General features: G+C 64.5%; 11 protein-coding genes. 8 read left to right on the forward strand and 3 right to left on the reverse strand.

Annotation, left to right across the window (positions count from 1 at the left end):
* Positions 1–55 precede the first annotated feature (55 nt).
* The 3 genes from ACN0X6_RS05855 to ACN0X6_RS05865 all read right to left on the reverse strand — a co-directional run bounded on the left by ACN0X6_RS05855 (position 56) and on the right by ACN0X6_RS05865 (position 3607).
* Positions 56–823, reverse strand: a complete 768-nt coding sequence (locus ACN0X6_RS05855) for a 3-hydroxyacyl-CoA dehydrogenase (RefSeq protein ID WP_417702695.1) — start codon at positions 821–823, stop codon at positions 56–58.
* A 17-nt stretch (positions 824–840) separates the two neighbouring features.
* Complete coding sequence (locus ACN0X6_RS05860) at positions 841–2460, reverse strand: acyl-CoA synthetase (protein WP_417702696.1); 1620 nt, start codon at positions 2458–2460, stop codon at positions 841–843.
* 118 nt (positions 2461–2578) lie between these two features.
* Positions 2579–3607, reverse strand: a complete 1029-nt coding sequence (locus ACN0X6_RS05865; protein ID WP_417702697.1) for an AraC family transcriptional regulator — start codon at positions 3605–3607, stop codon at positions 2579–2581.
* 145 nt (positions 3608–3752) lie between these two features.
* Between ACN0X6_RS05865 and ACN0X6_RS05870 the strand changes: the two genes are divergently transcribed.
* The 8 genes from ACN0X6_RS05870 to ACN0X6_RS05905 all read left to right on the forward strand — a co-directional run bounded on the left by ACN0X6_RS05870 (position 3753) and on the right by ACN0X6_RS05905 (position 13323).
* The gene (locus tag ACN0X6_RS05870; protein WP_417702698.1) at positions 3753–4133 is read left to right on the forward strand and encodes a MerR family transcriptional regulator; all 381 of its coding nucleotides are present in this window, start codon (positions 3753–3755) and stop codon (positions 4131–4133) included.
* A 73-nt stretch (positions 4134–4206) separates the two neighbouring features.
* Positions 4207–5370: an isovaleryl-CoA dehydrogenase gene (locus ACN0X6_RS05875; RefSeq protein ID WP_417702699.1), complete on the forward strand. Its 1164-nt coding sequence runs from the start codon at positions 4207–4209 to the stop codon at positions 5368–5370.
* Positions 5371–5473: 103 nt separating this feature from the next.
* Entirely contained in the window at positions 5474–7081 is a 1608-nt protein-coding gene (locus ACN0X6_RS05880; RefSeq protein WP_417702700.1) for a carboxyl transferase domain-containing protein, read from the forward strand.
* Between the two features lie 93 nt (positions 7082–7174).
* Entirely contained in the window at positions 7175–7969 is a 795-nt protein-coding gene (locus tag ACN0X6_RS05885; protein WP_417702701.1) for a gamma-carboxygeranoyl-CoA hydratase, read from the forward strand.
* A gap of 2 nt (positions 7970–7971) precedes the next feature.
* Positions 7972–9900: an acetyl/propionyl/methylcrotonyl-CoA carboxylase subunit alpha gene (locus ACN0X6_RS05890; protein WP_417702702.1), complete on the forward strand. Its 1929-nt coding sequence runs from the start codon at positions 7972–7974 to the stop codon at positions 9898–9900.
* A gap of 26 nt (positions 9901–9926) precedes the next feature.
* Positions 9927–10052: a hypothetical protein gene (locus tag ACN0X6_RS05895; protein WP_417702703.1), complete on the forward strand. Its 126-nt coding sequence runs from the start codon at positions 9927–9929 to the stop codon at positions 10050–10052.
* The gene (locus ACN0X6_RS05900) at positions 10049–10948 is read left to right on the forward strand and encodes a hydroxymethylglutaryl-CoA lyase (protein ID WP_417702704.1); all 900 of its coding nucleotides are present in this window, start codon (positions 10049–10051) and stop codon (positions 10946–10948) included. The genes ACN0X6_RS05895 and ACN0X6_RS05900 overlap by 4 nt, the downstream gene beginning before the upstream one ends.
* A gap of 413 nt (positions 10949–11361) precedes the next feature.
* Entirely contained in the window at positions 11362–13323 is a 1962-nt protein-coding gene (locus ACN0X6_RS05905; RefSeq protein ID WP_417702705.1) for an acetoacetate--CoA ligase, read from the forward strand.
* Positions 13324–13408 lie beyond the last annotated feature (85 nt).

Consider the following 13408-nt stretch of genomic DNA (forward strand, 5'->3'; position numbering starts at 1 on the left):
CAATCCGGGAAATCTGCGTGAGTTCCTCCCGGATTACATCCGGGCTACCTGTCCGTTACTTCGCCGCCATGCGCAGCGCGCCATCGAGGCGGATCACATCGCCATTGAGCATCGGGTTCTCGACGATGTGCCGCACCAGTGCCGCATATTCGTCGGGGCGCCCCAGCCGCGGCGGGAACGGCACGTTGGCCGCCAGCGAATCCCGCACCTCCTGCGGCATGCCGGCCATCATCGGCGTCTCGAACACACCGGGTGCAATGCACATCACGCGGATGCCCGAGCGCGCCAGATCGCGCGCCGCCGGCAGCGTCAGCGCGGCGACGCCGCCCTTGGAAGCTGCATAGGCAACCTGGCCCATCTGTCCGTCGAACGCTGCCACCGACGCAGTATTGATAATGACCCCACGCTCGCCCTCGGCGTTCGGCGTGTTCTGCGCCATGGCCTCGGCAGCCAGGCGCAACAGATTGAAACTGCCGATCAGATTGATCTCGACGGTACGGCGAAAGCTGTCCAGGCCATGTGCACCATTGCGCCCCAGCACCTTCTCGGCCGGCGCGACGCCGGCGCAGTTGACCAGCCCGTGCAGAGCACCGAAAGCCTCCAGAACCTGCGTCACTGCAGCACCGCCATCCTCTTCACGAGTGATATCGGCGCGCACGAAACGGGCGTTGGCGCCCAGCTCGGCGAGGGCCTGCTGGCCCGCTTCTGCATTGATATCCAGCAGCACCACCTTGCCGCCCTGCCCGACCAGTTCCCGGGCGGTGGCCAGACCAAGGCCGGAGGCGCCGCCACTGATCAGGAATACGGAGTGTTCGATATGCATGATGAGGGTTCCTTGACTCAATGACGGGCGGCCGCCTGGGCCTTGGCGATTTCCTGATTACGCAGGAGGAAACGCTGGATCTTGCCGCTCGGGGTCTTGGGCAGCTCGCTGACGAACTCGATTTCGCGCGGGTAGGCATGGGCCGACAGGCGCTTGCGTACGTACTGCTGGAGCGCTTCAGCCAGACGCTCGTCCGCGGCGTGTCCGACGTGCAGCACCACGAAGGCCTTGATCCGCTCGGTGCGCTCCGGGTCGGGCTTGCCGATCACCGCAGCCTCGATCACGGCGGGATGCTCGATCAGCGCACTCTCCACATCGAAGGGGCCAACCCGGTAGCCGGATGTGGTGATCACATCGTCGGCCCGCCCGACGAAGCTGATGCTGCCATCCTCGTTGAGCTCGACCGTATCGCCACTGAGGTAGTAGTCGCCGACGAAGGCGTGGGTTTCCATCGCCCGGTAACCGGGGAACCAGAAAAGCGGCGAACGCGACCGGTCCAGCGCCAGGATGCCGGGCCGACCGGCCGGCAACTCGCGCATCTGCTCGTCCAGCACCACCACGCGATGTCCCGGCATTGCGAAACCCGCCGCGCCCAGGCGTACCGGGTGCTGCAAAGCATGGTGGTTGCACAGCACCATGCCCAGTTCGGTCTGCCCGTAATGATCGTGGATAGTGCAGTCCAGCCCCTCGGCGAACCAGCGGATCACCTCGGGCGTCAAGGGTTCGCCGGCGCTGCTCACGGCGCGCAGCTGGCCCTTGAGGGCAGCCTCCACCTCCTCACGCGCGGCCAACAGCAGGCGATAGACCGTGGGGGATCCCGCCACATTGGTGATGCCATGCTCGCGAATCACCCGGCAGGTGCTCTCGACGCTGAAAGCGCCCTCGTAGAAGGTGGTGGCATGCCCCATCGCCAGCGGGCCGGTGACGGCGTAGTACAAGCCGTAGGCCCAGCCGGGGTCGGCCAGGTTCCAGAAGCGGTCTTCCGGGCGCAGATCAACCGCCTCGCGCATGTAGCCGACGAAGGCGACGATGGCCTTGAGTGGCACCTGCAGTGGTTTGGCCAGGCCGGTGGTACCGGAGGTGAACATCAGCAGGAAGGGATCGTCGGCCCGGCGCATGACCGGCTCGAAGTGATCCGCCTGCTGCTCCAGCTCGGCCCAGAAATCCTTACCCACCACCAGTGCCGGCGGCGCCTGCTCCACCTCATCGAGTTTGGTCCGGTTGAGCGTGTCGGTGACCACCAGCTTCGAGCCTGCGCTGTGCACCCGGTGCTCGATGGCCTTGGGGCCGAAGGCGGTGAACAGCGGCTGGTAGATGGCCCCGGCGCGCCAGGTGCCGAGAATGGTGATCAGCAGTTCCGGCGTGCGTGGCAGGATGCCCGATACGCAATCACCGGCGCCGATGCCACGGCTGGCCAGCAGGTTGGCGAAGCGTGCCGAGGCTGCCTGCAATTGCTCGAAGGTCCAGGTAGCGCGCTCGCCGTTGCGGCCCTCCCAGATCAGCGCCGTCCTGCCGTTACCGACATGGCGGTCGCAGCATTCCACGCAGGCATTGAGGACATCCAGGCGACCGGCCAGCGTATCGGCAACGGCCGCCTCGAAGTCGAATTCGCGGGCAGCGGTGAAGTAATCGCGCATCGGGGTGTTCTCCCGGATTGTTCTTATTGAATGCCGCGATGGTCACTCCAGCCGGACCGGCCAGCAATGTCGAAAGGTCTCAACCTGCTTGAGCAAAAATGACAGAACAGCGCTTCATTCAAGCACTTTCAGGGTGGCTCAGCGCGCGGTACTGGCCTGGGGTCGAGCCCGTCCACTTCTTGAACGCCTTGTAGAAGGCGCTGGTGTCGGCAAAACCCAGCTCGAAGGCCAGGTCGCTGAAATTGACCGGGTCACCGTCCAGGCAGGCGATGGCCAGATCACGCCGCACCTGATCCTTGAGCCCCTGGTAGGACTGCCCTTGCAGCGACAGCTTGCGCCGCAAGGTCGAAGGCGCCATATGGAAATGCCCGGCCAGCGCTTCCACATCCGGCCAGCGCGCGGGCGCCAGGCTGCGCAGGTGCGCCTTGATGCGCGCGCCCAGGCTTTGCGGGTCGCGGTAGCGCACCAGAATGTTGGCAGGCGCGCCAACCAGAAAACGCTTGAGGTCACGCGGGCTGCGCCGAATCGGCGTCTGCAGGCATTCGGCATTGAACAACAGGCGGCTCTGCGGCCGCCCGAAATGCAGGTTACGGGTGAACATCACCTGGTAATCCTCGATGTAGTCAGGCTGCGCGCAACACAGGTGGATGCCGAGCACATCGATGCGCCGCCCCGCCAGCCAGCAGGTCAGGCCGTGGATCATCAGCCACAGGGTGAAATAGCCGAAAGCCCGGCAACAGCGTTCGGGCGGCTCATCGATGACAATCGCAGCCAGGCCATCGCGCACCTCCAGCCGCGGGCTGAAATCATCGAAGATCAGGTGCAGCAAGCGCAGCACCGTCTGCAGGGCCGCGCCCAATGTTGGCTCCTTCACGGCAGCGCGGGCCATGAAGGCGAAACTACCTGACTTCATGCGCCTTGGGTTCATGCCGAAGAATTCATCGTCCATCTGCTGGGCAATGCTGAGCCAGAGCTGGCCGTAAGCCTCGGACGATACCCTGCCATCGGGTTGCGCCAGCAGTTCGCCGTCTATCCCTGCCCCATGCAGCAACGGCGCCTCATCGCAGTCTCGCTGACGCAACTCTTGCAGAGCTTCGAGCACCAGACGGATGGAAATCGTGCCTTTTTCAGCGGACGCGCTTGCCATGAATTTCCCTGATCCTGGCTGCCGACGGGATCAGCATTCTAACAGGCGGCGATTGCCAAAGAGACTCACACCCTGCCCCAGGAAGTTGACAGCCTGCAAAGGTCATCTTAACGTTTACGTAAAGGTAAACAACAAGACTGCTCTAATGCTCACGACCTACAGCATCTCCGACCTGGCCCGCGAACTGGATGTCACGACTCGCGCGATCCGCTTCTACGAGGAACAAGGCATGCTCGCCCCCGAGCGACGTGGCCAGGAGCGCATCTACCACCCCAAGGATCTGGTGACCCTGAAACTCATCCTGCGTGGCAAGCGCATCGGTTTCTCCCTGGCCGAATGCAAGGAATTGATCGACCTCTACGACCCCAGCAGCGGCAACCACCGACAGCTCAATACCTTCCTGACCAAGATCGCCGAGCGTCGCCTGCAGCTTGAACAACAATTGCTGGATATCCAGCAGATGCAACTGGAACTGGATACCGCCGAGGAGCGTTGCCTCGCCGCCTTGGCCGAGACTCCAGCCTAGGGTGCGCTGCGCGCGCCACAGAATCCGATCCGGTGCGCAAGGCGCACCCTACGACAACAACAATAGGTGAATCATGAGCTACCCCAGCCTCAACTTCGGCCTCGGTGAAACCCTCGACATGCTGCGCGACTCGGTGCACCAGTTCGCCCAGGCCGAGCTGGCGCCACGCGCCGCGCAGATCGACCGCGATAACGAATTTCCCATGGACATGTGGCGCAAGTTCGGCGACATGGGCCTGCTCGGCATGACGGTGAAGGAAGAGTACGGCGGCACCGACATGGGCTATCTGGCCCATGTGTTGGCCATGGAAGAGATCAGCCGCGCTTCGGCATCGGTGGGCCTGTCCTACGGCGCGCACTCCAACCTCTGCGTCAACCAGATTCACAAGAACGGCAGCGAGGCACAGAAGCACAAATACCTGCCCAAACTGTGCTCCGGCGAGCACATCGGCGCCCTGGCCATGAGCGAGCCCAACGCCGGCTCAGACGTGGTGTCGATGAAGCTGCGCGCGGAAAAGCGCGGCGACCGCTACGTACTCAATGGCAACAAGATGTGGATCACCAACGGCCCGGACGCCCACACCTATGTGATCTACGCCAAGACCGACATCAACGCCGGTTCGCGCGGCATGACCGCCTTCATCGTCGAGCGCGATTTCAAGGGCTTCTCCCGCCACCAGAAGCTGGACAAGCTGGGCATGCGCGGCTCCAACACCTGTGAGCTGGTGTTCGAGGACTGCGAAGTACCGGAGGAGAACATCCTGGGCAGCGAAGGCGGTGGCGTGCGCGTGCTGATGAGCGGCCTGGATTACGAACGCACCGTGCTCTCCGGCGGCCCGACCGGGATCATGCTGGCCTGCATGGACGTGGTGCTGCCCTACGTGCACGAGCGCCAGCAGTTCAAGCAATCCATCGGTGAATTCCAGTTGGTACAGGGCAAGCTGGCTGACATGTACGCCGGCATGAATGCCTCCAGGTCCTACCTGTACAACGTCGCCAAGGCCTGCGACCGCGGTGAGGAGTCGCGCAAGGACGCCGCCGCGGTGATTCTCTACACCGCCGAGATGGCCACGAAAATGGCACTGGACACCATCCAGTTGCTCGGCGGCAACGGCTACACCAACGAATACCCGGCCGGCCGCCTGCTGCGCGACGCCAAGCTCTACGAGATCGGCGCCGGCACCAGCGAAATCCGCCGCATGCTGATCGGCCGCGAGCTGTTCAACGAAACCAAGTGATCCCTTCTCCCCCTGGGAGAAGGTGCCCGAAGGGCGGATGAGGGGCTTTCCCCTCACCCCAACCCTCTCCCGGAGGGAGAGGGAGCCAAGCGAAGAGGCATCCATGGCCATCCTGCACACCCAGATCAATACCCGTTCACCTGAGTTCGCCGCCAACAGCGCGGCGATGCTTGCTCAGGTCAACGAGCTGCGCGCCCTGCTCGCCCGCGTCCATGAAGGCGGCGGCGCCAAGGCGCAGGAACGCCACATCTCGCGCGGCAAGTTGCTGCCGCGCGAACGCATCAACCGCCTGCTGGATGCCGGCTCGCCCTTCCTCGAGATCGGCCAGCTCGCCGCCCATGAGGTCTACGGCGAAGACGTACCCGCCGCCGGGGTGATCGCCGGTATCGGCCGCGTCGAAGGGGTCGAATGCATGATCGTGGCCAACGACGCCACGGTAAAAGGCGGCTCCTACTACCCGCTGACGGTGAAGAAGCACCTGCGCGCGCAGGCCATTGCGCGTGAGAACCGTCTGCCGTGCATCTACCTGGTGGACTCCGGCGGCGCCAATCTGCCGCGCCAGGACGAAGTGTTCCCGGATCGCGAGCACTTTGGCCGGATCTTCTTCAACCAGGCCAACATGAGCGCGCTGGGCATTGCGCAGATCGCCGTGGTGATGGGCTCCTGCACCGCCGGTGGCGCCTACGTGCCGGCGATGAGCGACGAAACCATCATGGTGCGTGAGCAGGCGACCATCTTTCTCGCCGGCCCGCCCCTGGTGAAGGCCGCCACTGGCGAAGTAGTCAGTGCCGAGGAACTCGGGGGCGCCGACGTGCACTGCAAGACCAGCGGCGTGGCCGACCACTATGCCGAGGATGACGAACACGCCCTGGCCCTGGCCCGGCGCAGCATTGCCAACCTCAACTGGCGCAAGCTCGGCCAGCTCGACGCTCGCGCCCCCATCGCCCCGCGCTATGCCGCAGAAGAGCTGTACGGGGTGATCCCGGCCGACGCCAAGCAGCCCTTCGATGTACGCGAGGTAATCGCGCGTATCGTCGACGACTCGCAACTGGATGAATTCAAGGCGCTGTTCGGCACTACCCTGGTGTGCGGCTTCGCCCGCATCAATGGCTACCCGGTGGCGATCCTGGCCAACAACGGCATCCTCTTCGCCGAGTCGGCGCAGAAGGGCGCGCACTTCGTCGAACTGGCCTGCCAGCGCGGCATCCCCCTGCTGTTCCTGCAGAACATCACCGGCTTCATGGTGGGCAAGAAATACGAGGAAGGCGGCATCGCCAAGCACGGTGCCAAGCTGGTCACCGCCGTGGCCTGCGCCCAGGTACCGAAGTTCACCGTGATCATCGGTGGCAGCTTCGGCGCCGGCAACTACGGCATGTGCGGCCGGGCCTACGATCCGCGCTTTCTGTGGATGTGGCCCAACGCGCGGATCGGCGTGATGGGTGCCCAGCAGGCCGCAGGCGTGCTGGTGCAGGTCAAGCGCGAGCAGGCCGAGCGCGCCGGTCAGCACTATTCCGACGAGGACGAACAGCGCCTGAAGCAACCCATCGTCGAGCAGTACGAGCAGCAGGCGCATGCCTTCTACTCCAGCGCCAGATTGTGGGACGACGGCGTGATCGACCCGGCGCAGACCCGTGACGTACTGGCCCTGGCGCTGTCCGCCAGTCTCAACGCACCGATCGAGCCGACCCGTTTCGGCGTGTTCCGTATGTAATCCGTGGGAGGGGCTTTAGCCGCGACAGCCACAGCAAAGCTCGCGGCTAAAGCCCCTCCCACCAGAGCCAGCGCATATTTCGAGCCCATTGCCATGACCGACTTAACCACCGTACAGCTTGAAACCGACAAACGCGGCTTCGCCACCCTCTGGCTGAACCGCCCGGAAAAGAACAACGCCTTCAACGCCGAGATGATCCGCGAGCTGATCCTCGCCCTCGACGCCGTCGGTGAAGACAAGAGCCTGCGCTTTCTCCTGCTGCGCGGCCGTGGCAAACACTTCTCGGCCGGCGCCGACCTGGCCTGGATGCAGCAGGCCGCCACCCTGGACTACAACGCCAACCTGAATGATGCCCGCGAACTGGCCGAGCTGATGTACAACCTGCATGGTTTGAAGATCCCGACCCTGGCCGTGGTGCAAGGCGCGGCCTTTGGCGGCGCGGTGGGGCTGGCCAGTTGCTGCGACATGGCCATCGGCGCCGAGGACGCCCTGTTCTCGCTGTCCGAGGTACGCATCGGCCTCGCCCCGGCGGTGATCAGCCCCTTCGTCGTACAGGCCATTGGCGAGCGTGCGGCCAAGCGCTACGCACTCACCGCCGAACGCTTCGACGGCAAACGCGCCCGCGAACTGGGCCTGCTCGCCGAGTGCTACCCGGTCGACGAACTGGACGCCCAGGTCGAAGACTGGGTCGCCAACCTGCTGCACAACAGCCCGCAAGCCATGCGCGCCAGCAAGGATCTGCTGCGTGAAGTCGGCAGCGGCGAACTGACCCCGGCCCTGCGCCGCTATACCGAGAACGCCATCGCCCGTCTTCGCGTCAGCGCCGAGGGTCAGGAAGGCCTGCGTGCATTCCTGGAAAAACGCCAACCCACCTGGCAGGAGCAATGACCATGATCGACACCCTGCTGGTCGCCAACCGTGGCGAGATCGCCTGCCGTGTGATGCGTACGGCCAAGGCCATGGGCATTCGCACCGTCGCCGTGCACAGCGCCATCGATGCCCATGCACGGCATGTGCGTGAAGCTGACGTCGCGGTGAATCTCGGCGGCGCCAAGCCTGGCGAAAGCTATCTGCTGATCGACAAGATCATCGCCGCCGCCAAGGCCAGCGGCGCGCAGGCCATCCATCCCGGCTACGGCTTTCTCTCGGAGAACGCCGGCTTCGCCCGCGCCATCGAACAGGCCGGATTGATCTTTCTCGGGCCGCCCGCCTCGGCTATCGAGGCCATGGGCAGCAAGTCGGCAGCCAAGTCGCTGATGGAAGCTGCCGGCGTACCGCTGGTGCCCGGCTACCACGGTGACAAGCAGGATATCGACACCTTCCGCGAGGCCGCTGCACGCATAGGTTACCCGGTGCTGCTCAAGGCGGCTGCCGGCGGCGGTGGCAAGGGCATGAAGGTCGCCGAGTCGCAAGCGCAGCTCGCCGAAACGCTGGAGTCCGCGCAGCGTGAAGCGCAGTCGGCGTTCGGCGACTCGCGCATGCTGGTGGAAAAATACGTGCTCAAACCACGTCATGTGGAAATCCAGGTATTCGCCGACCAACACGGCAACTGCCTGTACCTCAACGAGCGCGACTGCTCGATCCAGCGGCGCCACCAGAAGGTGGTCGAGGAAGCGCCGGCACCGGGCCTGAGCCCCGAGCTGCGCCGCGCCATGGGCGAAGCGGCGGTCAAGGCGGCGCAGGCCATCGGCTATGTCGGCGCCGGCACGGTGGAATTCCTGCTCGACGAGCGTGGCGACTTCTTCTTCATGGAGATGAACACCCGCCTGCAGGTCGAGCATCCGGTCACCGAAGCCATCACCGGCCTCGACCTGGTGGCCTGGCAGATTCGCGTCGCCCGTGGCGAGCCGCTGCCGATCACCCAGCAGCAGGTGCCATTGAACGGTCACGCCATCGAGGTGCGGCTGTACGCCGAAGACCCGGATCACGATTTCCTCCCCGCCACCGGCACCCTGGCGCTGTACCGCGAAGCCGGCAACGGTGACGGGCGTCGCATCGACAGCGGCGTGGCGGAGGGTGACAGCGTCTCGCCCTTTTACGACCCGATGCTGGGCAAGCTGATCGCCTGGGGCGAAAACCGTGAGCAGGCGCGCCTTCGTCTGCTGGCCATGCTCGAAGGCACCCTGGTCGGTGGCGTGAAAACCAACCTGGCATTCCTGCGCCGCATCCTTGCTCATCCAGCGTTCGCCGCGTGCGAGCTGGACACGGGCTTTATCCCGCGCCACCAGCAGCAGTTGCTGCCTGCGCCACGCGAGTTGCCGGACGCCTTCTGGCAACTCGCCGCCGATGCCTGGGTACAGAGCGAAAGCCCCGTGCAGCGCGCGGACGACAGCCATTCGCCCTGGGCGGCCCGCAGTGGCTGGCGCGCCGGTGGCGTGGCGGAAATCGAGTTGCACCTGAACTGCCAGGGCGAGAGCCGCACGGTGCGCGCGAGCAACCAGGCCCGTTTGCAGGGCGAAGAGCTGCTGGCAGAGATCGACGGCACGCGCCAGCGTCTGTGCGCCATTCGCCGTGGCGAAACCCTCTACCTGCAATGGTACGGCGAGCTGCATGCCATCAGCCGCTTCGACCCTATCGCTGCCGCCGAGGCCAGCCATGCCCAGCAGGGTGGCCTCAGTGCACCGATGAACGGCAGCATCGTCCGCGTACTGGTCGAACCCGGTCAGGCGGTCGAGACTGGCACGGCGCTGGTGGTGCTGGAGGCGATGAAGATGGAGCACAGCATCCGCGCGCCCGAAGCCGGGACGGTCAAGGCTCTGTACTGCCGCGAAGGGGAAATGGTCAGCGAAGGTGCGGTGTTGGTGGAGCTAGAACCCTAGGGTGGATCGCGCTTCATCGATCCACCATGAAGTCATTCGCCTGCATCAAGGTGGACATGAAAGGCGATGTCCACCCTACGCAGCAGTTCGACCATCTTGCCGCGAGTGGTGCGCACGGCGCACCCTACGATGAAAACGAGGACAGCCTATGAACCTGCCTGAATCCGTGCGCCTGGTCGAAGTCGGCCCGCGCGATGGCCTACAGAACGAGAAACAGCCGATCAGCGTCGCCGACAAGGTGCGCCTGGTGGACGGCCTGACAGCCGCCGGCCTGAGCCATATCGAGGTGGGTAGCTTCGTCTCGCCCAAATGGGTGCCGCAGATGGCCGGCTCCGCCGAGGTGTTCACCGGCATCCTACGTAAACCGGGCGTCACCTATGCGGCGCTCACGCCGAACCTGAAAGGCGTCGAAGCCGCACTCGAAGCCAAAGTCGAGGAAGTGGCGGTATTCGCCGCCGCCAGCGAGGCCTTCTCACAGAAGAACATCAACTGCTCCATCGCCGACAGCCTGCAGCGCTTCGTACCACTGATGGCAGCGGCCAAGGCGGCGAACGTGCGTGTACGCGGCTACGTTTCCTGCGTACTCGGCTGCCCTTACGATGGCGAAGTCGCGCCCGAGCAGGTCGCCAGCGTCGCCCGCGAGCTGTATGCCATGGGCTGCTACGAAGTGTCGCTGGGCGACACCATCGGCACCGGCACCGCTGGCAAGACGCGCGCACTGATCGAGGTGGTTGGCCGCCACATCCCGCGCGACAGGCTCGCCGGGCATTTCCACGACACCTATGGCCAGGCCCTGGCCAACATCTACGCCAGCCTGCTCGAAGGCATCAGTGTGTTCGACAGCTCGGTCGCCGGCCTGGGCGGTTGCCCCTATGCCAAGGGCGCCACCGGCAACGTCGCCACCGAGGACGTGCTCTACCTGCTGCAGGGCCTGGGCATCGAGGCCGGTGTGGACATGGACGAGCTGATCGCCGCGGGTCAACGCATCTGCGAAGTGCTGGGCAAGACCAACGGCTCGCGGGTAGCGCGGGCACTTCTGAGCCGCTAGATCCGATAGGGTGGATGATGCTTTTCTCTTCCACCGTCGTGGTGGATCGGTGAAGCGTGATCCACCCTACGCGCAGGGCAACGCCAAGGGTTCGCGGGCGGCTCGGGCACGCCTGAACCGCCAGGTCCCCTAGGGTGGATGACGCTTTTTTCATCCACCGTTGTGGTGGATCGGTGAAGCGTGATCCACCCTACGCACTGAACAACAGCCCGCATATGCGTAGGAGCGGATTCATCCGCGATTATCGCGGCTAAAGCCGCTCCTACAGGCAGGTGTACCGTATCGGCCTGTCGTTTGCTTCCGAACATATGAAAAGGTCGGTGCGATAGCCGCGAAGGTCGCTCAGGTTAAAGGCCTGATTGCCCATGCGTACTAACCTGAAGCTTACGAACAAGCAACGACGAGGACTGGCCATGCAGCAGCCTCTCTGGACGCCCTCCGCCGACCGCATCGCTGGCACCCGCATGGATGCATTCCGCCGTTTCGTCAACGAGCGCCAGAGTTTGCAACTGGCCGACTACCCTGCCCTGCACACGTGGAGCGTCGAGCAACGCGAAGCCTTCTGGCAGGCCATCGTCGACTTCTTCGACATTCGCTTGCACAGCCCCGCCGAATGCGTGCTGCGCGAAGGCCCGGCAATGCCGGATGCGCAGTGGTTTCCCGGCGCCACCCTGAATTTCGCCGAACACCTGCTGCGCCGCCGTGACGGTCATCCGGCGCTGGTGGCCATCGCCGAGGATGGCACCCGCGAACAGCTCAGCCATGCGCAACTGGCTGCCCATGTAGCCGGGCTGCAACGCGCCCTGCAAAACGCGGGCGTGGGCATCGGTGATCGCGTGGCGGCCGTCATGCCCAACACCTGGCAGACCGTGGTGGGCATGCTCGCCACCGCCAGCCTGGGCGCCACCTGGTCGAGCTGCTCGCCGGATTTTGGCACCCAGGGGGTGATCGACCGCTTCGGCCAGATCGAACCCAAGGTGCTGATCGCCGCCGCCGGTTATCGCTATGCAGGGAAGAGTCTGGACCTGACCGACAAGCTCAATGAAATTCTCCAACAGCTGCCTTCCTTGCAGCATCTGGTGCTGGTGCCCTACGCCAAGCTCGACGCTCGTGCCACGGATTGCAAATCCGTCGCAGCGATCAGCCTTTGGCAGGATTTCTATCAGCCCGGCGGCGCGCCGCAATTCACCCCGGTACCCTTCGACCAACCGCTGTACATCCTCTACTCCAGCGGCACCACCGGCGTGCCCAAGTGCATCGTCCACGGCGTCGGCGGTACCCTGCTGCAACACCTCAAGGAGCTGGGCCTGCACACCGACCTGACAGCCGATGACTGTCTCTTCTACTACACCACCTGCGGCTGGATGATGTGGAACTGGCAGGTAGCAGGCCTGGCCTTGGGCGCCACCCTGGTGCTCTACGACGGCTCACCCTTGCATCCGGAACCGACGCGCCTGATCGATCTGATCGACGCCGAGGACATTTCTGTCTTCGGCACCAGCGCCAGGTTCATCGCCGCACTGGAGAAAGCCGGCGTCAAACCCCGTGAAAGCCACAAGCTGAGCATGCTCAAGGCGATCCTTTCCACCGGCTCGCCGCTGCTCCACGAAAGCTTCGAATACGTCTACCGCGACGTGAAACGTGACCTGTGCCTGTCCTCGATCTCGGGCGGTACCGACATCGTCTCCTGCTTCGCCCTGGGCAACCCGACCCTGCCGGTCTGGCGTGGCGAACTGCAGTGCAAGGGCCTGGGGATGGACGTGCAGGTGTGGAACGACAGTGGCCAGGCGGTGACCGGGGAAAAAGGCGAGCTGGTCTGCACCCGGCACTTTCCCTCGATGCCGGTGGGCTTCTGGAACGACGCGAATGGCGAGAAATTCCGCGCGGCCTATTTCGCCACCTTCCCCGGCGTCTGGGCACACGGCGACTATGCCGAGCAAACCGCCCATGGCGGCCTGGTCATTCATGGCCGCTCCGATGCCGTGCTCAACCCGGGCGGCGTCCGCATTGGCACCGCAGAGATCTATCGCCAGGTGGAAAAGGTGCCGCAGGTGCTGGAGTCCATCGTCATTGGCCAGGACTGGCAGGGCGACGTGCGCGTGGTGCTGTTCGTGCGTCTGCGTGACGGCGTGACGCTGGACGACAGCCTGCGCGAGGAAATCCGCCAGGTGATCCGCGCCAACACCACGCCACGCCACGTGCCGGCGAAGATCCTCCAGGTCGCCGATATTCCACGTACCCTCAGCGGCAAGATCGTCGAACTCGCGGTGCGCAACGTCATCCACGGGCGCCCGGTGAAGAACACCGATGCCCTGGCCAACCCGCAGGCGCTTGAGCTTTACCGCAACGTGCCAGGGCTGATGGACGATCTGTAGCAAAAAGCCACCAGCCAGAAAAAATCACTATACTGGCGCCATTTTTTCGTCTTCACAGCAGCTGAGTCCTGGCCAAGGTCGACTC

This window comes from Pseudomonas sp. (assembly GCF_048269965.1).
GTDB lineage: Bacteria > Pseudomonadota > Gammaproteobacteria > Pseudomonadales > Pseudomonadaceae > Aquipseudomonas.